The sequence below is a fragment of the Phaeospirillum tilakii genome (assembly GCF_042683125.1).
Taxonomy (GTDB): Bacteria; Pseudomonadota; Alphaproteobacteria; order Rhodospirillales; family Magnetospirillaceae; genus Phaeospirillum; species Phaeospirillum tilakii.
On record NZ_JBHUIY010000003.1, the window covers coordinates 177,948 to 197,533 of the forward strand.

Here is a 19,586-nt window from a genome sequence, read left to right on the forward strand (position 1 = left end):
GCCTAGGCGCCGAGCAGGGCGGCGAGGCGGGTCAGCGCCGCTTCGGTGGTGGCGGGGTCATGCACCAGCGCGACCCGGATGAAGCGCTGGCCGGGATTGACGCCGTCGGCGCCGGTGCCGGCGAGATAGGCGCCGGGCAGCACCCGGATCCGCGCCTCCTGCCACAGGCGTTTGGCCGCCGCCTCGCCGTCGCCGACATCGAGCCAGAGGAAAAAGCCGCCCTCGGGCCGGGCGAAGCCGAACCGGCCGCCCAGCAGCCGTTCGGCCGCGTCGATCTTGGTGCGATAGAGGGCCCGGTTGGCCTCGACATGGGCCTCGTCCCGCCACAGCGCGGTGGCCACCGCCAGCACCGGCAGCGGCGTTGCCGCCCCGCCATAGGAGCGCAGCCGGGCGAAGGCGGCGATCACCGTCTCGTCGCCGGCGACGAAGCCGGAGCGCAGGCCGGGCAGGCTGGAACGCTTCGACAGCGAATTGAACACCACCACATGCGACAGGCCCTCGCCCATCGCGGCGCAGACCTCAAGCGCGCCGGGCGGGGGGGCGCGGTCCCAGATCTCGGAATAGCATTCGTCGGCGGCGAGGACGAAGCCGTGGCGCCGCGCGGTGGCGATGGTGCGTTTCAGCAGTTCGGCCGAGGCGACCCGGCCCTGTGGGTTGGCCGGGCTGCACAGATAGGCCAGCGCCACCCGGTCGAGCAAAGCCGGCGGCAGGGTCGAATAATCGGGCAGGCCGGTCGGGCCGCCGGCGCCGGGCACGAATACCGGCTCGGCCCCGGCCATCACCGCCGCCCCGGCATAGACCTGATAGAACGGATTGGGCAGCAGCACCACCGGGCGCGAGCCGTCGCGGCGGCGGCCGCACACCGTCTGGGCGATCAGGAACAGCGCCTCGCGGGTGCCGGCCACCGGCAGCACCGCCCGCTCGGGATCGATCAGATCGGCCGGCAGGGCATAGCGCCGGGTCAGCCAGCCGGCCACGGCGGCGCGGAAATCGGCGGTGCCGGCGGCGGGCGGGTATTTGTTCCATTTGCCGGCCTCGGCGGCGAGGATTTCGGCGGTCTGGGGCGGCGGCGCGTGCTGCGGCTCGCCGATCGACATCACCACCGCGTCGGGGCCGGCCGGCGCGCCCAGCAGGGCATTGAGCCGGGCAAACGGATAGTCCGGCAACAGATCGAGACGGGTATCGAGCAGCAATGGTTTCACCTGGGCCCCCCGGCGTCAAAAACGAACGGAGCGACTATCTTTACGCCTTTCCCCGCGGGTCGCCCAGGGGCGGCGGCGGAAGGGTGGGCTCCGCCCACACCCGCCAAGGGCCGCAAGGCCCTTGGATCCCATCAATGGGTCGGGTGGGTCAGTCGTCGCCCATCTTGAGGGCGGCGAGGAAGGCGCTCTGCGGAATCTCGACCTTGCCGAACTGGCGCATCCGCTTCTTGCCCTCCTTCTGCTTCTCCAGCAGCTTGCGCTTGCGGCTGATGTCGCCGCCATAGCATTTGGCGGTGACGTCCTTGCGCAGGGCGCTGATCGATTCGCGGGCGACGATGCGGCCGCCGATCGCCGCCTGAATCGCGATCTGGAACATCTGGCGCGGAATCAGTTCCTTCAGCCGCTGGCAGATGCTGCGACCGCGCGATTCGGCGTTGCTGCGGTGGACGATGAAGGACAGCGCGTCGACCGGGTCGGCATTGACCAGGATCGACACCTTGACCAGATCGCTTTCCGAATAGGAATCGATCTCGTAATCGAAGCTGGCATAGCCGCGCGAGATCGATTTCAGCCGGTCGTAGAAATCGAACACCACCTCGTTGAGCGGCAGACGGTAGACCGCCATCGCCCGGCTGCCGGCATAGGTCAGGTCGACCTGCTGGCCGCGCCGCTCGGTGCACAGGGTCAGCACCGGGCCGAGATACTCGTCCGGCACCATGATCGTCGCCTTGATCCACGGCTCGTCGATATGGTCGATCCGCGCCACGTCCGGCATGTCGGCCGGATTGTGCAGGTCGAGCGTCTCGCCGTTGGTCAGGGTGACACGATAGACCACGCTGGGGGCGGTGGTGATCAGGTCGAGGTTGAACTCGCGTTCCAGCCGCTCCTGGATGATCTCCAGGTGCAGCAGGCCGAGGAAGCCGCAGCGGAAGCCGAAGCCCAGCGCGGCCGAGGTCTCCGGCTCGTACTGGAAGCTGGCGTCGTTGAGGCGCAGCTTGGCGAGCGAATCGCGCAGATCCTCGTAATCGGCGGCGTCGATCGGGAACAGCCCGCACCACACCACCGGCACGCTCGGCTTGAAGCCGGGCAGCGGCGTCTCGGCCGGCTTCTTGTCGTCGGTGACGGTGTCGCCGACCTTGGTGTCGGCCACCGCCTTGATCCCGGCGGTGAAGAAGCCCATCTCGCCCGGCTTCAGTTCATCGACATGGATCATCTTCGGGGTGAAATAGCCGACGCTGTCAACCTGATAGGCGGCGCCGGTGGCCATCATGCGGATCTTCTGGCCCTTCTTCAGCACGCCGTTCTTGATCCGGACCAGGATGATCACGCCGAGGTAGGAATCGTACCAGGAATCGACCAGCAGGGCCTGGAGCGGAGCGTCAAGCTCGCCCTCGGGCGCGGGCAGGCGCTGGACCAGGGCTTCCAGCACGTCGCCGATGCCGAGCCCGGTCTTGGCCGAGATCATCACCGCGTTGCTGGTGTCGAGCCCGATCACGTCCTCGATCTGCTGCTTGACCCGGTCGGGCTCGGCGGCGGGCAGGTCGATCTTGTTGAGCACCGGCACCACTTCATGCCCGGCGTCGAGGGCGTGATAGACGTTGGCGAGCGTCTGCGCCTCGACCCCCTGGCTGGCATCGACCACCAGCAGCGAGCCCTCGCAGGCGGCGAGCGACCGCGACACCTCGTAGGCGAAATCGACGTGGCCGGGCGTGTCCATCAGATTGAGCTGATAGGTCTCGCCGTCCTGGGCGCGGTAGATCAGCCGCACCGTCTGGGCCTTGATGGTGATGCCGCGCTCGCGCTCGATGTCCATCGAGTCGAGGATCTGCTCCTTCATCTCGCGCGCCTCGATGGCGCCGCAGGACTGGATCAGGCGGTCGGCCAGCGTGGACTTGCCGTGGTCGATGTGGGCGACGATCGAAAAATTGCGGATGTGCGAAAGCTTGGTCATGGCGGCCGATTATCCTCGATAACCGGCGGACCATAAAGCCCGCCACCGGTTTTGGGAAGTAGCGCGATGGTGGCGCAGCGGTTCTCGAAAACTCTTGGGCTTTCGCCCAAACCCAACCGGGGCGATGCCCCGGACCCTCTTTTTACAAAAAGGGAAGGGGGTTTGGGGCATCGCCCCAAGCGGGTGCGGGCGGCAGCCCGCCAAAAGGAGATTGGTGGAGCGCGCGGCTTACCGTCCGCTCGGCACCCAGTCCGACCAGCCGCCGCCGGCCAGCGGCGAGCGGCAGAAGCCGAGGCTCCACGACTGGGTGCTGACCTTGGGATGGACCGAATTGAAGGTGAACTGGCCGTCCTTGATCGCCGGCAGCTCTTCCGACGCGGTCGCGGTGACGGTATTGTCGAAGCAGTCCTGGGTCTCGGTGCTGTCGTGCCGGGTGGTGCGGACGCTGACGCGGTAGGTGGCGTGCTTGTCCTCGGCGCTGGCCTCCGAGCTTTTGCCCGGGCCGCTGTCGTCGAGGTTCGACATCCGGCTGCGGATCGCCTTCAGCGCCAGTTCCTTGACCACCCCGCTCGACAGCCGGTTGGCCGGTCCGTTGGCGGCGGCGTAGAAGGCATCGACCTGGGCGAAGGTGTGTTCGACCACCGCCACCGGCACCCGGGTTTCGCGGGCGACGTCGGAGGCGTCGGAGGCCAGGGCCGGCGCGGCCGACAGGGTCAGCGCCGCCGCCAGCGGCATCAGGCGAAGGGAGTGCGGGAGCATCGGGCATCCTCCTTGCGGCAGCCGGGTTCGGCTGCGGAAATCTGCGCCCCGACTTTGACGAAGGAACCCCGCGATGACAAGACCGGCGATCGTCTGGTTCCGCCGCGACCTGCGGCTGGCCGACCACCCTGCCCTCCACGCCGCCGCCGCCCTGGGCCGGCCGGTGATCCCGCTGCTGATCGACGAAACCGGCGGCGCCGAGGCGGAAAGCGACGGCGGCGCGGCGCGCTGGTGGCGCCATCATGCCGTCGCCGCGCTGGCCGCCGCGCTGGAGCGGCGCGGGCTGACCCTGCTGCTGCGCCGGGGCGCGGCGGCGGCGGTGCTCGACGAGGTGATCGCCACCACCGGGGCCGATTGCGTGCTGTGGAACCGGCGCTATACCCCGGCGGGGGTGGCGACCGACCGGGCGGTCAAGGCGGCGCTGGCGGCGCGCGGGATCGAGGCGCGCAGCTTCAAGGCCAATCTGCTGTTCGAGCCGTGGGAGATCGCCACCCAAAGCGGCGGGCCGTTCCGGGTGTTCACCCCGTTCTGGCGCGCCTGCCGCGCCGCGCCGCTGCCGGAGCGGCCATTGCCGGAGCCGGCCGACCTGCGCCCCTGCCCGGACCAGCCGGCGGGGGAGCGGCTCGACTCCTGGGGCTGGCTGCCGACCGCGCCGGACTGGGCCGGCGGCCTGCGCGCCGCCTGGAGCCCGGGCGAGGAAGGCGCGCGCGACCGCCTCGCCGCCTTTCTCGACCGGGGGCTGGCCGGCTACGCCGAGGGGCGCGATCTGCCCGGCCGCGCCGTCACCTCGCGCCTGTCGCCGCATCTGGCCTGGGGCGAGATCTCGCCGCGCGCCCTGTTCCACGCCGTGCGCGACGCGATGCCGGCAGGGGCCGACGCCGACAAGTTCCTGGCCGAACTGGGCTGGCGCGAGTTCTGCGCCCATCTGCTGTTCAGCCAGCCCGACCTCGCCACCCAGCCGCTGCGCGGGGCGTTCGCCGCCTTCCCCTGGCGCGACGATCCGGCCGAACTGGCGGCGTGGCAACGGGGCCGCACCGGCTATCCGCTGGTCGATGCCGGGATGCGGGAATTGTGGGAAACCGGCTGGATGCACAACCGGGTGCGGATGGTGACGGCGTCGTTCCTGGTCAAGGATCTGCTGCTGCCCTGGACCGCCGGCGCGGCCTGGTTCGCCGATACCCTGGTCGATGCCGATCCGGCCAGCAATCCCGCCTCGTGGCAATGGGTCGCCGGCTGCGGCGCCGACGCCGCCCCGTTCTTCCGCATCTTCAACCCGGCGCTCCAGGGCGAGAAGTTCGATCCCGCCGGCGCCTATGTCCGCCGCTGGTGCCCCGAACTGGCCGGGCTGCCCGACCGCTGGCTCCACCGGCCGTGGGCGGCCCCGGCGGCGGTGCTGCGTCAGGCCGGCCTGCGGCTGGGCCAGACCTATCCCGCGCCGATCGTCGAACATGACGCCGCCCGCCGCCGTGCCCTGGCGGCGATGGAGAAATGTCATGGCGAGGCGGCCGGCGGCGGGATTTGACTGGCGGGTCAGTCGGCAGTCTGGAGGAGCGATCATGACGACGCGATCAATCGACGGCGCGCTGCGGCGGATGGCACTGGCGGCGCTGCTGCTGGGCGCGACCGGACCGGCCGGGGCCGAGCCGGCGGCGGGTAAGACCTGGACCGAACCGGCCACCGGCATCGTCTTCGTCTGGGTGCCGGGCGGCGCGGCGACGATCGGCTGCGACGGCGCCGAGGCCTGCCCCGAGACCGACCGGCCGCGCCACCAGCGCCGGGTCGGCGGCTTCTGGATGTCGCGCACCGAGATCACCCAGGGCCAGTGGAAGACCCTGATGGAAACCAATCCGTCGAAATTCCAGAAAAGCGAGGATTACCCGGTCGATCAGGTCACCTGGGAGGACGCCCACGCCTTCGTCGCCAAGCTCAACAAGGGCTCGACCGGGCGTTACCGGCTGCCGAGCGAGGCGGAATGGGAATATGCCTGCCGCGCCGGCCATCCCGACGATCCCTATTGCGGCGGCTCCGATCCGGCGGCGGTCGGCTGGTACAACGGCAATAGCCGCAACACCGGCACCCGCCCGGTGGCGGGCAAGGCGGCCAACGCCTTCGGCCTCTACGACATGAGCGGCAATCTCTACGAATGGACCGAGGATTGCTGGACCGAGTCCCATGCCGGCGCCCCGGCCGACGCCAAGCCGCGCCAGGACGGCGAATGCCTGTCGCGGGTGCTGCGCGGCGGGTCGTGGGGCAATTATCCCGCCCAGATCCGGGTCACCACCCGCAAGAGCGACACCGACGTCAAATGCCCGTTCATCGGCCTGCGGCTGGTGCGCGAGCCCTGATCCGTCCTCCCGGGAGCGCGGTCGCCCCGCCAAGCGGGGGGCCGCGAAAAAAATTCACGACGATGAAAAAAAGGCGTTGACGGGAAGGGCAGATCCGAATATTTCTTCGGGCCTCGGACGGCGGCGGTCGTTCGGAGGCTACCTGCCCAGGTGGCGAAATTGGTAGACGCGCTAGTTTCAGGTACTAGTGGCCGAAAGGCCTTGGAAGTTCGAGTCTTCTCCTGGGCACCATCCTCCTTCGCGAGGAAGCATCCAAAACATCGTTGAGCCGGCCAACAGGCGGCGCCCCCTCCGGGGCGCCACGCCTTTTTTTGTTTGTGGGCTCGGCCACGTTTCCTTCCCCCCGGGGGCGATCAGCCGGCCAGCGGCGCCGAGGCGGTGAACACCCGGTTGCGGCCGGCGTCCTTGGCGCGGAACAGCGCGGCATCGGCGCTGGCGATCAGCTCCTCCAGCCCGCCGCCGCCGTCGCGGCAGACCAGCAGGCCGACGCTGATGGTCACCCCGACCGGGCGTTCGCCGGCGAGGCAGACCGGCGCCGCCGCCACCTCGCGGCGGATCGCCTCGGCCACCCGCAGCGCGCCGGCCTCGGCGGCATCGGTCAGCAGCAGCACGAATTCCTCGCCGCCCAGCCGGCCGAACAGATCGCCCTGGCGCAGCACCGCGCGGCAGCGGCGCACCACCTCGCGCAGCACCGCGTCGCCGGCGGCGTGGCCGTACTGGTCGTTGATCCGTTTGAAATGATCGATGTCGAGCACCAGCATCGCCACCGGCAGCCCCTGCTGGCGGGCGCGGTACAGCGCCGCCCCGGCGGCGGACAGGAAGCCGCGCCGGTTGAGGCAGCCGGTGAGGTGGTCGGAATTGGCGAGGTCGAGCAGCCACATCTCCCGCTGCGCCGTCAGTTGGGCGAGGCGGCCCAGGCTGTCCTGGAACACCGCCAGCGCCCGCGAGATTCCGCCCATCTCGTCGGGACGGTCGCGGTAGGGGATCTCGATGCCGCGTTCGCCCCCGCTCATCCGTGTCATCACCTCGGACAGGCGCAGCAGCGGCCCGATCACCCGGGCGACGAACAGCGCCATCGTCGCCAGGGCCAACGCCACCGCGCCGCCGATCGCCCCCAGCGCGAGCGCCATGCCGCGAAAGCCGTGGGCGCGGTCGGCCTCGGCGATGCGGCGGGAATCCTCGATCGCCGCCTCCATCGCCCCCACCAGCGAGGCGTTGGCGGCGAACGAGTCGCGCCGCCAGGTTTCAAGATCGACCGGATAGGGCGTGGCGGCGAGCCCGGCGGCGATCACCTGCTCGCGCAACGGCCGGTGCTGGCCGAAATAGCCGTCGCGGGCCCGGGCGAGGCCGGCCCGGGTGTGGGGCGGACAATTGGCGCCGGCGGCGAACAGGGTCAGGTCGCGCCAGAGCTGGTCGATCGCGCCGACCGTGGCGTTGAGCCGGTCGCGTTCCGCCGGATTCATCGGCCGGCCGAGCGCGACGATGCGGGCCAGCAGCACCCCGTTCTCGCCGGCGAGGAGGCGCAGGCTCCAGGCGTCGCGGGCGTGGTCGAGCAGCACCCCGGTTTCCGGGCTGAGGGCGATGGTGGCGTCGATCCGCGCGGCGAGGAAGCGGTCGATCTGCTCCAGCACCGCGCGATAGACCGCCAGCACCTCGCGATTGGTCTCCAGCGCCGGCTCGACCGGCCGGCGCCGCAGCTTTTCCCCCACCCGGGCGCGCGCCGCGTCGATGCGGGCCCGCAGATCGGGCAGTTGGGCGGCGAAGGGATCGCCGTCGCCGGCCAGGGCCGCTTCGAGCGCCGCCAGCGCGCGGTCGCTGTCGGCGGCGTCGGTGCGCAGTTCCTCGACCAGGACCGGCGGCGGCGTGGCGACCAGCAGCGCCCGGTTGACCGGGCCGCGTTCGGCGGCGAGGGTGGTGGCCGCCCGGAAGGCGAGGCCGATCCGGTCCTCGGCGACAAAGGCGCGGCTGGCGCGCTGGTAGGTGGCCCAGCGCTCGATCAGCAGCGACCCGGCCCCCAGGATGATCAGCACGGTCAGCGCGGCGAGGCACAGGCTCCCGAATGACCTGATCGACATCCCGCCGACCTCCCCACTTCGTCCGGATCCCCTCGAGCGTCGGGGCGGAACCATAACCGCCATTTGGGATGGCGTGGAGCGAAAAATCGATCATTGGGTGAAGCGGGCCGGGCGGTAAACGGATAATGACTGTGGGGGGCTCCGCCCATGCCCGCCACGGGCCGCGGGCCCCCGGACCCGGCGGGGGAGGGAGCGCGGACCGGGCCCAGGCGGTCCCCGCGTCCAAAAGCCTTGCATCCGTTCCGGCCGGGATGCTACACCTCAGCGCGGAACTGGGCGGTAAAACGCTTTTAAATCAATGCCTTGTTGAAGGGGCGCCCGTCGGGGGCCGCCCTTCCGGGGCGTCCAGGCCGGCGGGCGGTGCCGCCCGGTCCGGCCCAGAACGCAAGGAGCAGCGCCGGTGACCAATTTCTATCATCGCGGCGATCTTCCCGCCGGGCTCGATCTCGGGCCGTCGATCGCCGTCGATACCGAGACGATGGGGCTCAACCTCCACCGCGACCGGCTCTGCGTCGTTCAGCTGTCGGCCGGCGACGGCAACGCCCACATCGTCCATTTCCCCGAGCCGCGCTGGGACGCGCCGGTGCTGGCCGGGCTGCTGGCCGACCCGGCGGTGACCAAGCTGTTCCATTTCGCCCGGTTCGATCTGGCGATGATCCGCCGCCATTTCGGCGTGCGCTGCGCCCCGGTCTACTGCACCCGCACCGCCTCGCGGCTGGTGCGTACCAACACCGACCATCACGGCCTCAAGGATCTGTGCCGCGAACTGCTCGGGGTCGAGCTGTCGAAGCAGCAGCAATGCTCCGACTGGGGCGCGCCCAGCCTCAGCGACGAGCAGATCGCCTATGCCGCCTCCGACGTGCTGCACCTGCACCGGCTGCGCGAGCGGTTGGACGCCCTGTTGGCGCGCGAGGGGCGGACGGCGCTGGCCCGGGCCTGTTTCGACTTCCTGCCCGACCGGGCCGAGCTCGATCTCGCCGGCTGGGCCGAGGAAGACATCTTCGCCCATTGATCGGCCGCCGCCCCGGCTCCGGCCGGGCCGGGGCGCCGCGACGCCCGGCCGACGGCACCGCCCGTCGGTTGCGCCGTCGCGTTTTGCCTTTCCGTCACCCGGGGGATTCGTATAGTAGGGGGCCTTGGGCGCGCCCAGGCGCACCCCCCGGCCCCAGTTCGGACCCGCCGCCATGACCGCCGCCGTCACCACCGCCATCGCCATCGCCCGCCGTGTCCTCGCCACCGAGGCCGCCGCGCTGGGCGAACTCGCCGCCAGCCTGGGCGAGGCGTTCGTCGCCGCGGTCGAGACGCTGGAGGCCGCCTCGGGCCGGGTGGTGGTCACCGGGATGGGCAAAAGCGGCCATGTCGCCCGCAAGATCGCCGCCACCCTGGCCTCAACCGGCCGGCCCGCCTTCTATGTCCATCCCGCCGAGGCCAGCCACGGCGATCTCGGCATGGTCACCCGCGACGACGCGGTGATGGCGCTGTCCAATTCGGGCGAGACGCCGGAACTGGGCGATTTCATCGCCTATTGCCGCCGCTTCTCGATTCCGCTGATCGGCATCACCGGCGGGGCCGACAGCACCCTGGCCCAGGCCGCCAGCGTCGCCCTGGTGCTGCCGCGCCAGCCCGAGGCCTGTCCGATGGGGCTGGCCCCCACCACCTCGACCACCATGATGCTGGCGCTCGGCGACGCGCTGGCGGTGACCCTGCTCGAACGCAAGGGCTTCACCGCCGCCGATTTCCGCCTGTTCCATCCCGGCGGCCAGCTTGGCCGCCACCTGCTGCGGGTGTCCGACCTGATGCATGGCGGCGCCGAGCTGCCGCTGGCCGCCCCCGACACCCCGATGGGCAGCGTGCTGCTGGTGATGACCGAAAAGAGCCTGGGCTGCGCCGGCATCGTCGATGGCGACGGCCGGCTGATCGGGATCGTCACCGACGGCGACCTGCGCCGCCACCTGCGCGGCGACCTGCTGGCGCTGACCGCCGCCGAGGTGATGACCGCCAACCCCAAGACGGTGGCGCCGACCCTGCTCGCGGCCGAGGCGCTCGGCCTGATGAACGCCAAGGCGATCACCGGCCTGTTCGTGGTCGACGAGACCGGGCGGCCGGTCGGGGTGCTGCATGTCCATGACTGCCTGCGGGCGGGGGTGGCGTGACCGAGTCCGGCGACGGCGGATCGTCGTGGCGGCGGCGGTCGCGCCCGGCGCCGGCCGGGCCGTTCGCCCGTTATTCCCGCTTCGTCGGGGTCATGAAGGTGGTGCTGCCGGCGCTGGCGGCGGTGCTGCTGGGTCTGGTGGTGGTGTGGCCGAAGCTGACGCTGGACCATGAGGGCTTCCAGGTCGGGTTCGCCAAGATGCCGTTGAAGGAGGTCGATACCCTGGCCATGCGCAACGCCCAGTATTACGGCCTCAACCAGGCGAACCGGCCCTACGCGCTCAGCGCCGAGCTGGCGGTGCAGGACCGTGGCGCCGGCGCCGACCAGATCCAGCTCGACCATCCCCAGGCCGATTTCACCACCGCCTCGGGCGCCAACGTGGTGATCAGCGCCACCAACGGCCTCTACCGCAAGGGGGAGCAGACCCTGCTGCTGACCGGCGACGTCAACCTCTACCATGATTCCGGCACCGAGCTGCACACCGACGCCGCCACCGTCGATCTGGCCCGCTCGACCGTGCGGGGCGACCGGCCGGTCACCGGCCACGGGCCGCAGGGGACGATCGATGCCGCCGGGTTCGAGGTCACCGACAAGGGCCAGAGCCTGACCTTCACCGGCCAGAGCCGGATGACGCTGTGGACCGCCGGGCACGATCTTCTTTCCGGCCGGCGGGCCGCGCCGCGATGACCCGGCCCGTCCTCCCCCGTCTGGCCGGGGCCGCGCTGGCGGCGCTGGTCCTTGCCGCTCCTCTCTCCGCCTCGGCCCAGGGCTTTTCGATGGCCCAGGGCGGGGCGCAGCAGCTCCAGGTGTTCGCCGACCAGGGCATCGAATGGCATGCCGAGGAGCTGCGGGTGATCGCCAGCGGCAACGCCAAGGCGGTGCGCGGCACCATGACCCTCGATGCCGACACCCTGACCGCCTATTACCGCCACGGCGCCAATGGCGACGAGATCTGGCGGATCGACGCCGACGGCTCGGTGGTGACGATCCGCTCGCCCACCGACACCGCCACCGGCACCAAGGCGATCTACGATCTCGATCAGGCGGTGCTGGTGCTGAAGGGCGGCCCGGCCCGGCTGGTGACCCCGACCGACAGCTTCCAGGCCAGCGAGCAGATCGAATATTGGGAAGGGAAGAAGATGGCGGTGCTGCGCGGCGACGCGGTGGCGACGCGCGGCGACCGCACCCTGCGCGCCGATGTCATCACCGCCCATTTCCACGACAAGGGCCCTGCCGCGGCGCCGGCCAAGCCGGCGCCGGCCGCCGCCGCGGGCGCGGCCCGGAAGGCGTCCGGCGCCGGCGAGGACAGCCTGGATTTGGAGCGGGCCGACGCCTATGGTCATGTCGTGCTGACCACCGCCAAGGAGGTCATCACCGGCGACCGCGGCGATTATGTCGCCGCCACCGGGATCGCCACCCTGTCCGGCGCGGTCAAGATGACCCGCGAGGGCGGCAACCAGTTGGAAGGCGGGTGGGCTTACGTCAACATGAAGACCGGGATCAGCAAGCTGTTTCCCGCGCCGCCCAACGGGGGAACCCCCGGGCGGGTGCAGGGCGTGTTCACCCCGCAGAAACGCGACGGCGGCGCGGCGGCCCCGAGCGGAGGGGTGCCCGCGATCGGGGACCTCGGCGGCCAGTGATGCAGGACGACAGCGCGCAGGACGGCGCCGCCCCGACGGCGGCGGCCCCGACGGTTTCGACCGCTTCCGGCCTGGTCGCCCGCTCGATCGGCAAGCATTTCAAGCGCCGCCCGGTGCTGCGCGACGTCTCGATCGCGGTGCAGCGGGGCGAGGCGGTCGGGCTGCTCGGCCCCAACGGTGCCGGCAAGACCACCTGTTTCTACTGCATCACCGGGCTGATCGCCCCCGATGACGGGGCGATCCTGCTCGACGGCCACGACATCACGCCGCTGCCGATGTACCGCCGCGCCCGGCTGGGGATCGGCTATCTGCCGCAGGAGGCCTCGATCTTTCGCGGCCTGACCGTCGAGGGCAACATCATGGCGGTGCTCGAGGTGGTCGAATCCGACCGCGAACGGCGCGAGCACGACCTCGAAACCCTGCTGACCGAGTTCGCCATCTCCCATCTGCGCCGCGCCCCGGCGCTGGCGCTGTCGGGCGGCGAGCGGCGCCGGGTCGAGATCGCCCGCGCCTTGGCCGGGCGGCCGCATTTCGTCCTGCTCGACGAGCCGCTGGCCGGCATCGATCCGATCGCGGTGGCGGAAATCCGCGATCTGGTCGCCCACCTCAAGGATCGCGACATCGGGGTGCTGATCACCGACCACAATGTGCGCGAGACGCTCGACATCATCGATCGGGCTTACATCCTGCATGGCGGATCGGTGATGATGGAGGGCAGCCCGGCCGAGATCGTCGCCCATGAGGGGGTGCGGCGGGTCTATCTGGGCGAACATTTCAGCCTGTAACCGGGAAGGGGACGCACGCCATGGCCCTGGGCCCCCGTCTCGATCTGCGTCAGACCCAGTCGCTGGTGATGACGCCGCAATTGCAGCAGGCGATCAAGCTGCTGCAATTCTCCAGCCTTGAGCTGTCGGCCTTCATCGAACAGGAGCTGGAGCGCAATCCGCTGCTGGAGCGCGAGGAAGCCGACGGCCCGGCCGAGCCGCCGGGCGAGCCGGCGGGCGACGCCGCCGATCTGCCGCTGCTCGATTCCGCCCGCACCGAACCCTCGATCGTCGACGAGATCCCCGCCACCGGCGGCGCCGCCGAGGCGATGGACGTCGATGTCGACAACCTGTTCACCAACGACAGCGCCGCCGACGCGGTCGGGCTCGAGGGCTATGGCAGCTGGGGGGCCGGCGGCCGTGCCGATTTCGAGGAGGACGAATCCGGCCTCGACCATCTCGCCGCCGGCGAGATCGGCCTGCACGACCATCTGGTCGCCCAGATCAACGTCGATCTGACCGACCCGGGCGACCGGCTGATCGCGCTGCACCTGATCGAACTGCTCGACGAGGCCGGCTATCTGGTCGGCGACCTCGCCGAACTGGCGGAGCGGCTGGGATGTCCGCTGGCGCGGGTCGAGCGGGTGCTGGCCCGGGTGCAGGGCTTCGATCCGGTCGGCCTGTTCGCCCGCAGCCTCAGGGAATGTCTCGCCCTCCAACTGGCCGAGCGCAACCGGCTCGATCCGGCGATGGCGGCGCTGCTCGACCATCTCGACCTGCTGGCCCGGCGCGACCTGCCCGGGCTGATGCGGGTGTGCGGGGTCGATGGCGAGGATCTGGCCGAGATGATCGCCGAGATCAAGGCGCTCGACCCCAAGCCGGCGCTGCGCTTCGACCGCACCATGGCGCCGGTGGTGGTGCCCGACGTGCTGATGCGCCGCGCCCAGGATGGCGGCTGGCTGGTCGAGCTCAATCCCGACACCCTGCCCCGGGTGCTGGTCAACACCCGCTATTACGCCACCGTCACCGGCAGCGCCCGCAGCAAGGACGACAAGAGCTATCTGAGCGAACGGTTCCAGTCGGCCAACTGGCTGGTCAAGTCGCTGCACCAGCGCGCCACCACCATCCTCAAGGTGGCGACCGAGCTGGTGCGCCAGCAGGAGGGGTTCTTCCGCCACGGCATCAGCCATCTCCGCCCGCTGGTGCTGCGCGACATCGCCGGGGCGATCGCGATGCACGAAAGCACCGTCAGCCGGGTGACCTCGAACAAATACATCGCCACCCCGCGCGGCATCTACGAGATGAAGTACTTCTTCACCCAGGCGATCGGCTCGGCCGACGGCGGCGACGCCCATTCGGCCGAGGCGGTGCGCCACCGGATCAAGACGCTGATCGACGCCGAGGGCAAGGACGTGCTGTCCGACGAACGCATCGTCGAGATCCTCAAGGCGGAAAGCATCGACATCGCCCGCCGAACGGTGGCAAAGTACCGCGAGGCCATGAACATCGCCTCCTCGGTCCAACGCCGCCGCGAAAAGTCGCTGGGGCTTTGAGCGGGGGCGCGGTGACGGGCCGGCAGTCCGCTTGACTTGGACCCCGGGGGGAACTATGGTCCGCGCCTCCCCAGGGGAAACCCATGGGGTGGACAGACGTGCCGTCGTTGGGAGACTCCCTCGTCCGGCGCGGCCCGGGGGGGCCCGCCGGGAGTCGCATCCCGCTGAATAGGTGGATTCATGGAAATCACCGACCTGATCACTCCGTCCGCCGTCATTTCGAATCTGCGCGCCACTTCGAAGAAGCAGGCCCTGCAGGATCTGGCGCGGCGCGCGGCTGAAATCACCGGTCTGCATGAACGCGCGATCTTCGACGTTCTGCTCGAACGGGAGCGGCTCGGCACCACCGGTGTCGGCAACGGCATCGCCATCCCGCACGGCAAGCTGCCCAATCTCGAACGGCTGTACGGCCTGTTCGCCCGGCTGGAGCGGCCGATCCAGTTCGATTCGATCGACGAACAGCCGGTCGATCTGATCTTCCTGCTGCTGGCCCCGGAATCCGCCGGCGCCGACCACCTGAAGGCCCTGGCCCGGGTGTCGCGCCTGCTGCGGGACCGCGCGGTGTGCGAAAAGCTGCGCGGCACCGACAATGCCGACGCCCTCTACGCCCTGCTGACCGAATCCCCGGCCTCGCGCGCCGCCTGATCCGGCGCGGCGGGGACGCAACGGAACCGGCCCGGATGCGGGCCGGTCGCCGGCCGGCGCTCCGTCGCTCCGGGACGGCGCCGCTTCACATCATCCCGAACCGCTTCCAAAGGCGCGGGGAGAGAGCATGAGCGAGTCCAGTCCTTCCTCCTCCTGGCACGGCACCACCATCCTGGCGGTGCGCAAGGGCGGCCGGGTGGTGATCGCCGGTGACGGTCAGGTCAGCCTCGGCGCCACCGTGATCAAGGGCAATGCCCGCAAGGTGCGCCGGATCGGCAACGGCCGGATCCTGGTCGGCTTCGCCGGCGCCACCGCCGACGCCTTCACCCTGCTCGAACGGCTGGAAGGGAAGCTCGAGAAGCATCCCGGCCAGTTGACCCGTGCCTGCGTCGAGCTGGCCAAGGACTGGCGCACCGACCGCTATCTGCGCCGGCTCGAGGCGATGATCGCGGTGGCCGACGCCGAGGTCTCGCTGGTGCTGACCGGCCAGGGCGACGTGCTGGAGCCCGAGGACGGGCTGATCGGCATCGGCTCGGGCGGCAATTACGCCCTGGCGGCGGCGCGCGCCCTGATCGACATCGACGGGCTCGACGCCGAGGCGATCGCCCGCAAGGCGATGGGGATCGCCGCCGACATCTGCGTCTACACCAACCGCTCGGTGATCGTCGAAAGCCTATGAACCCCGCCTTCAGCCCCCGCGAGATCGTCTCGGAACTCGACCGCTTCATCGTCGGCCAGCACGACGCCAAGCGGGCGGTCGCCATCGCCCTGCGCAACCGCTGGCGCCGCCAGCAGCTCCCCGACGCCCTGCGCGAGGAGGTGCTGCCCAAGAACATCCTGATGATCGGCCCGACCGGGGTCGGCAAGACCGAGATCGCCCGCCGCCTCGCCCGGCTCGCCCAGGCGCCGTTCCTTAAGGTCGAGGCGACCAAGTTCACCGAGGTCGGCTATGTCGGCCGCGACGTCGAGCAGATCGTGCGCGATCTGGTCGAGGTGGCGATCACCATGACCCGCGAGCGGCTGCGCAAGCAGGTGGTGGCCAAGGCCGAGATCGCCGCCGAGGACCGGCTGCTCGACGCCCTGGCCGGCAGCCATGCCAGCGCCGACACCCGGCAGAAATTCCGCAAGATGCTGCGCGAGGGCGCGCTCGACGAGCGCGAGGTCGAGATCCAGGCCGCCGACACCGCCCTGCCCAATTTCGACATTCCCGGGATGCCCGGCGCCCAGATGGGGATGCTCAATCTCAACGAGATCCTCGGCAAGGCGCTCGGCAACCGCACCAAGCCGCGCCGGCTGACCTGCAAGGCCGCGCTCGACCTGCTGACCGCCGAGGAATCCGACAAGCTGCTCGATCAGGAGCGGGTGGTGAAGGAGGCGATCGGCGCGGTCGAGAACCACGGCATCGTCTTCATCGACGAGATCGACAAGATCTGCGCCCGGTCGAGCGAAACCCATGTCGGCGGCGACGTCAGCCGCGAAGGGGTGCAGCGCGACCTGCTGCCGCTGATCGAGGGCACCACGGTGGCGACCAAGCATGGCTCGGTGCGGACCGACCATGTGCTGTTCATCGCCTCGGGGGCGTTCCACCTCGCCAAGCCGTCCGACCTGCTGCCGGAACTCCAGGGGCGGCTGCCGATCCGGGTCGAACTGGCGCCGCTCGGGCGCGACGAACTGGTGCGGATCCTGACCGAGCCGGAAGCCAGCCTGATCAAGCAATACACCGCCCTGCTCGCCACCGAGGGGGTGGATCTGACGTTCGAACCGGCGGCGATCGACACCATCGGCGCCCTGGCGGCGGAGATCAACGCCACCGTCGAGAACATCGGCGCGCGCCGGCTGCATACGGTGATGGAACGGCTGCTGGAGGAGATCAGCTTCTCCGCTCCCGACCAGCCGCCGGGAACGGCGATCACCATCACCCCGGCTCTGGTGCGGGAGCGGGTGGGCACGCTGGCTCAGACGGCCGATCTGGCCAAGTTCATTCTCTGAGGTCCGGGCGGGGGTTGCGCGGGCTCTGCCCGCGGACCCGCCGGGGCGATGCCCCGGACCCCCTTCTTTTTTGGCGAAAGGATAAAAAGGGGGCTTGCGCGGTTCGAACAACCCGGCTATAAGCTCGCCTCCGCCTCGAGTTGTCCCCATCGTCTAGAGGCCTAGGACACCGCCCTTTCACGGCGGTAACAGGGGTTCGAATCCCCTTGGGGACGCCACTCGTTTTAAGGCGTTGATTTCAAAGAAAAATTCGGCACGTTGTTGAACGGTCTGTTGTCCACGATGGACAACGCGGACATGGCCGACGACGACATGCTCGACACCCTCTTCCTGTTCCAGCCGCGCGGCCAGGGCACCGGATGGTGCTTCCGCATGGTCACGCCCGTCGCGCTGGTCGGACGCACCAATCCCCGCACCGGATCCCCCCACGGCCGCGAGACCCGCGAAGGTCTCGACACCCGCGACCTGAAGCAGGCCCGCAAGCTGCGCGACCAAGCGATCCTATGCCGGCAAGGAGCTTGCCCCCTACCGCCGGGCGGCGATGGCGTGGCTGACCGCCAACGGCGACGTGTTCTGGGTGCGCAACGCCGTCGAGCGGGTCGAGGCCCTGTTCCGCAACGCCGGCCCCTCGGTCGAGGCCTTCCGCGGCGCTGTGGGCGCGGTTGCGCAAGGCCGAAATCGATCCCCGCCGCGTCGTCGCCGCGTGGCTGGCGGTCGAGATGATCGTTGCCGACGATCCCCAGCCGGTGACCACCGCCGAGTTCAAACGGGTGCAAGCGGCGAAGTCGTCCACCGCATGCGCGGCTGCAGGAATGCCGCGAGGCGGCCTCCCGACCGTTTCGTTTGTTTCGGTTGTTGCGTTCGTTGCGGTGATGCGCCATCTATCGGAGGCGCGGCGGTGATCGCGTGTCTGGACGCCAACGACGGGAGAGAACGATGTCGGACCTGAAGGCCTACGACCCGGTGGTCCCGACCGAGGACGAGACCCGGATGGCCGAGGAAGCCGGGCGTATCCTCGCCGGCCATACCCGCTCGGAACTGCGGGTGCAGCTTGATGACGGTCAGGCCCTGGTGTTGCCGCGCTCGGTGTCGCGCCTGCTGTCGCACATCCTGACCGAGATGACCCACGGCAACGCCGTCACCCTGATCCCGATCCACGCCGAGATGACCACCCAGGAGGCCGCCGACTTCCTCAACGTCTCGCGCCCGCACCTGATCGGCCTGCTGGAAGGCGGCACCATCCCCTTCCACAAGGTCGGCACCCATCGCCGGGTCCGCTTCCACGACGTGAAGGCCTACAAGGACCGCCTCCACGCCGACCGCACCCAGGCCCTCGACGATCTGGCCCGCCTGTCCCAGGAGATGGGGATGGGCTATTGAAGTCGGGCAGCTTCACCGTCCTGCTCGACGCCTGTGTCCTGTACCCGGCGCCGTTGCGCGACCTGTTGATGCAACTGGCCGTCGCCGACCTGTTCCGGCCGCGTTGGAGCGATCTGATCCACGAGGAATGGATCGGCAATCTGCTGGGCAACCGTCCCGACCTCGACCGGCGGCAGCTTGAACGGGTCCGCGATTTGATGAACGCCCACAGCCGCGACAGCGTGGTGACCGGCTTCGAGGCGCTGATCCCGACGATTTCGTCCGCTATCAGTTCGACCTGGATCTCGCCAAGGTGCTTGCCTCGGTCAGCGCCAGAGCTGGCCGGGGTCGTTTGGACAGAATTCGGCGGATTTTAAGTGGATCGCCTGCCGGTTTCGGTCTGGTTTTGCCGCTGGAGGGCCTCATGCAGGGAGGGCGTAGCCCGACCGAAATGAGGCCCCCAGCGGCGGCAAAAATCATGCTGCCTCGATCTGGGGCAGGTTGTCAAAGTAGGTTTGGTCGGGCGTTCTGCCGCCATGGCTCGAATGCGGCCTGTGGCCGTTGTAGAAGTCGAAGTAGGGGCCCAGCGAGGCGCGGGCCTCGGTCACGCTGTCATAGGCCTTGAGGTAGACCTCCTCGTACTTCACCGAGCGCCACAGCCGTTCGACGAAGACGTTGTCGCGCCATGATCCCTTGCCGTCCATGCTGATCTCGATGCGGTTGGCAACCATGAGGCCGACGAAGTCGCCCGAGGTGAACTGGCTGCCCTGGTCGGTGTTGAAGATCTCCGGCTTGCCGTGCTTCGCCAGGGCCTCCTCGACCGCTTCGATGCAGAAATCCGTCGTCATCGTGATCGACAGCCGCCAGGACAGTACCCGGCGGCTGTACCAGTCGACCGCGGCGGCGAGGGTGACGAAGCCCCGGGCCATGGGAATGTAGGTGATGTCCATCGCCCATACCTGGTTCGGCCGTTCGATCCTCATCTCCCGCAGCAGGTACGGGAAGACCTAGAGCGCTTCCTTGTTAGGTCGAATCGAGAAAAGGATTCACAACACTTAAAAAGTGTGATTCAAGCTTGTGGCTGGGTTAAGGAGGCCAGCCATGAATGCGCCCCTATTCAGAAGATCTTCGGGAACGGATCGTTCGTGCGGT

The 19,586-nt window shown here is 69.7% G+C and carries 18 protein-coding genes, 2 tRNA genes and 1 pseudogene; 16 read left to right on the forward strand and 5 right to left on the reverse strand.

What is annotated here, in order from left to right; translation table 11 throughout:
* Positions 1 to 2: 2 nt before the first annotated feature.
* The 3 genes from ACFSNB_RS02900 to ACFSNB_RS02910 form a co-directional block, all read right to left on the reverse strand.
* The gene (locus ACFSNB_RS02900; RefSeq protein WP_377314381.1) at positions 3 to 1,193 is read right to left on the reverse strand and encodes an aminotransferase class I/II-fold pyridoxal phosphate-dependent enzyme; all 1,191 of its coding nucleotides are present in this window, start codon (positions 1,191 to 1,193) and stop codon (positions 3 to 5) included.
* 157 nt (positions 1,194 to 1,350) lie between these two features.
* On the reverse strand, positions 1,351 to 3,153 hold the full coding sequence (gene lepA / locus ACFSNB_RS02905) for a translation elongation factor 4 (RefSeq protein ID WP_377314340.1): 1,803 nt from the start codon (positions 3,151 to 3,153) through the stop codon (positions 1,351 to 1,353).
* Positions 3,154 to 3,381: 228 nt separating this feature from the next.
* A complete protein-coding gene (locus tag ACFSNB_RS02910) occupies positions 3,382 to 3,912 on the reverse strand; it encodes a hypothetical protein (protein WP_377314342.1) in 531 nt (176 codons plus the stop codon).
* Between the two features lie 73 nt (positions 3,913 to 3,985).
* Between ACFSNB_RS02910 and ACFSNB_RS02915 the strand changes: the two genes are divergently transcribed.
* The 3 genes from ACFSNB_RS02915 (at position 3,986) to ACFSNB_RS02925 (ending at position 6,488) form a co-directional block, all read left to right on the forward strand.
* Positions 3,986 to 5,434, forward strand: a complete 1,449-nt coding sequence (locus ACFSNB_RS02915; protein WP_377314344.1) for a cryptochrome/photolyase family protein — start codon at positions 3,986 to 3,988, stop codon at positions 5,432 to 5,434.
* 34 nt (positions 5,435 to 5,468) lie between these two features.
* Positions 5,469 to 6,257: a formylglycine-generating enzyme family protein gene (locus tag ACFSNB_RS02920; protein ID WP_377314346.1), complete on the forward strand. Its 789-nt coding sequence runs from the start codon at positions 5,469 to 5,471 to the stop codon at positions 6,255 to 6,257.
* 144 nt (positions 6,258 to 6,401) lie between these two features.
* Positions 6,402 to 6,488: transfer RNA gene (locus tag ACFSNB_RS02925), tRNA-Leu, on the forward strand.
* Between the two features lie 122 nt (positions 6,489 to 6,610).
* Here the strand turns inward: ACFSNB_RS02925 and ACFSNB_RS02930 are convergent.
* Positions 6,611 to 8,332, reverse strand: a complete 1,722-nt coding sequence (locus ACFSNB_RS02930; RefSeq protein ID WP_377314348.1) for a GGDEF domain-containing protein — start codon at positions 8,330 to 8,332, stop codon at positions 6,611 to 6,613.
* Positions 8,333 to 8,732: 400 nt separating this feature from the next.
* Here ACFSNB_RS02930 and ACFSNB_RS02935 point away from each other — a divergent pair, with 400 nt between their 5' ends.
* The 13 genes from ACFSNB_RS02935 (at position 8,733) to ACFSNB_RS02995 (ending at position 18,811) form a co-directional block, all read left to right on the forward strand.
* On the forward strand, positions 8,733 to 9,344 hold the full coding sequence (locus ACFSNB_RS02935; RefSeq protein WP_377314350.1) for a ribonuclease D: 612 nt from the start codon (positions 8,733 to 8,735) through the stop codon (positions 9,342 to 9,344).
* A gap of 172 nt (positions 9,345 to 9,516) precedes the next feature.
* Positions 9,517 to 10,485 (forward strand): KpsF/GutQ family sugar-phosphate isomerase, encoded by a 969-nt coding sequence (locus tag ACFSNB_RS02940; RefSeq protein WP_377314352.1) that lies wholly within the window; start codon positions 9,517 to 9,519, stop codon positions 10,483 to 10,485.
* Complete coding sequence (lptC, locus tag ACFSNB_RS02945) at positions 10,482 to 11,171, forward strand: LPS export ABC transporter periplasmic protein LptC (protein WP_377314354.1); 690 nt, start codon at positions 10,482 to 10,484, stop codon at positions 11,169 to 11,171. The genes ACFSNB_RS02940 and lptC overlap by 4 nt, the downstream gene beginning before the upstream one ends.
* A complete protein-coding gene (locus ACFSNB_RS02950; protein ID WP_377314356.1) occupies positions 11,168 to 12,124 on the forward strand; it encodes an LptA/OstA family protein in 957 nt (318 codons plus the stop codon). The genes lptC and ACFSNB_RS02950 overlap by 4 nt, the downstream gene beginning before the upstream one ends.
* The gene (lptB, locus tag ACFSNB_RS02955) at positions 12,124 to 12,909 is read left to right on the forward strand and encodes an LPS export ABC transporter ATP-binding protein (protein ID WP_377314358.1); all 786 of its coding nucleotides are present in this window, start codon (positions 12,124 to 12,126) and stop codon (positions 12,907 to 12,909) included. The genes ACFSNB_RS02950 and lptB overlap by 1 nt, the downstream gene beginning before the upstream one ends.
* Positions 12,910 to 12,929: 20 nt before the next feature.
* Positions 12,930 to 14,441, forward strand: coding sequence for an RNA polymerase factor sigma-54 (gene rpoN, locus ACFSNB_RS02960; protein ID WP_377314360.1), 1,512 nt, complete (start codon positions 12,930 to 12,932; stop codon positions 14,439 to 14,441).
* Positions 14,442 to 14,621: 180 nt separating this feature from the next.
* On the forward strand, positions 14,622 to 15,086 hold the full coding sequence (gene ptsN / locus ACFSNB_RS02965; protein ID WP_002730231.1) for a PTS IIA-like nitrogen regulatory protein PtsN: 465 nt from the start codon (positions 14,622 to 14,624) through the stop codon (positions 15,084 to 15,086).
* Positions 15,087 to 15,213: 127 nt separating this feature from the next.
* Positions 15,214 to 15,765, forward strand: a complete 552-nt coding sequence (gene hslV, locus ACFSNB_RS02970; RefSeq protein ID WP_377314362.1) for an ATP-dependent protease subunit HslV — start codon at positions 15,214 to 15,216, stop codon at positions 15,763 to 15,765.
* Entirely contained in the window at positions 15,762 to 17,075 is a 1,314-nt protein-coding gene (gene hslU, locus ACFSNB_RS02975; RefSeq protein ID WP_377314364.1) for an ATP-dependent protease ATPase subunit HslU, read from the forward strand. The genes hslV and hslU overlap by 4 nt, the downstream gene beginning before the upstream one ends.
* A gap of 142 nt (positions 17,076 to 17,217) precedes the next feature.
* Positions 17,218 to 17,293: transfer RNA gene (locus ACFSNB_RS02980), tRNA-Glu, on the forward strand.
* Positions 17,294 to 17,737: 444 nt separating this feature from the next.
* On the forward strand, positions 17,738 to 17,977 hold the full coding sequence (locus ACFSNB_RS02985) for a hypothetical protein (RefSeq protein ID WP_377314365.1): 240 nt from the start codon (positions 17,738 to 17,740) through the stop codon (positions 17,975 to 17,977).
* Positions 17,978 to 18,011: 34 nt separating this feature from the next.
* Positions 18,012 to 18,455: a helix-turn-helix domain-containing protein gene (locus ACFSNB_RS02990; RefSeq protein WP_377314367.1), complete on the forward strand. Its 444-nt coding sequence runs from the start codon at positions 18,012 to 18,014 to the stop codon at positions 18,453 to 18,455.
* Positions 18,452 to 18,811 (forward strand): hypothetical protein, encoded by a 360-nt coding sequence (locus ACFSNB_RS02995; protein WP_377314369.1) that lies wholly within the window; start codon positions 18,452 to 18,454, stop codon positions 18,809 to 18,811. Before ACFSNB_RS02990 ends, ACFSNB_RS02995 begins: the two co-directional genes overlap by 4 nt.
* Positions 18,812 to 18,910: 99 nt before the next feature.
* On the opposite strand, the pseudogene ACFSNB_RS03000 reads toward ACFSNB_RS02995, so the two are convergent.
* Positions 18,911 to 19,441 (reverse strand): annotated as a pseudogene (locus ACFSNB_RS03000) (IS3 family transposase); the annotation flags it as partial.
* Positions 19,442 to 19,586 lie beyond the last annotated feature (145 nt).

Excerpts from the sequence above, each read along its gene's own strand:
- lepA (WP_377314340.1), bottom strand. The coding sequence starts at position 3,153 with ATGACCAAGCTTTCGCACATCCGCAATTTTTCGATCGTCGCCCACATC.
- ACFSNB_RS02910 (WP_377314342.1), bottom strand. The coding sequence starts at position 3,912 with ATGCTCCCGCACTCCCTTCGCCTGATGCCGCTGGCGGCGGCGCTGACC.
- ACFSNB_RS02915 (WP_377314344.1), top strand. The coding sequence starts at position 3,986 with ATGACAAGACCGGCGATCGTCTGGTTCCGCCGCGACCTGCGGCTGGCC.
- ACFSNB_RS02920 (WP_377314346.1), top strand. The coding sequence starts at position 5,469 with ATGACGACGCGATCAATCGACGGCGCGCTGCGGCGGATGGCACTGGCG.
- ACFSNB_RS02930 (WP_377314348.1), bottom strand. The coding sequence starts at position 8,332 with ATGTCGATCAGGTCATTCGGGAGCCTGTGCCTCGCCGCGCTGACCGTG.
- ACFSNB_RS02940 (WP_377314352.1), top strand. The coding sequence starts at position 9,517 with ATGACCGCCGCCGTCACCACCGCCATCGCCATCGCCCGCCGTGTCCTC.
- ACFSNB_RS02950 (WP_377314356.1), top strand. The coding sequence starts at position 11,168 with ATGACCCGGCCCGTCCTCCCCCGTCTGGCCGGGGCCGCGCTGGCGGCG.
- lptB (WP_377314358.1), top strand. The coding sequence starts at position 12,124 with ATGCAGGACGACAGCGCGCAGGACGGCGCCGCCCCGACGGCGGCGGCC.
- rpoN (WP_377314360.1), top strand. The coding sequence starts at position 12,930 with ATGGCCCTGGGCCCCCGTCTCGATCTGCGTCAGACCCAGTCGCTGGTG.
- ptsN (WP_002730231.1), top strand. The coding sequence starts at position 14,622 with ATGGAAATCACCGACCTGATCACTCCGTCCGCCGTCATTTCGAATCTG.
- hslV (WP_377314362.1), top strand. The coding sequence starts at position 15,214 with ATGAGCGAGTCCAGTCCTTCCTCCTCCTGGCACGGCACCACCATCCTG.
- hslU (WP_377314364.1), top strand. The coding sequence starts at position 15,762 with ATGAACCCCGCCTTCAGCCCCCGCGAGATCGTCTCGGAACTCGACCGC.
- ACFSNB_RS02990 (WP_377314367.1), top strand. The coding sequence starts at position 18,012 with ATGTCGGACCTGAAGGCCTACGACCCGGTGGTCCCGACCGAGGACGAG.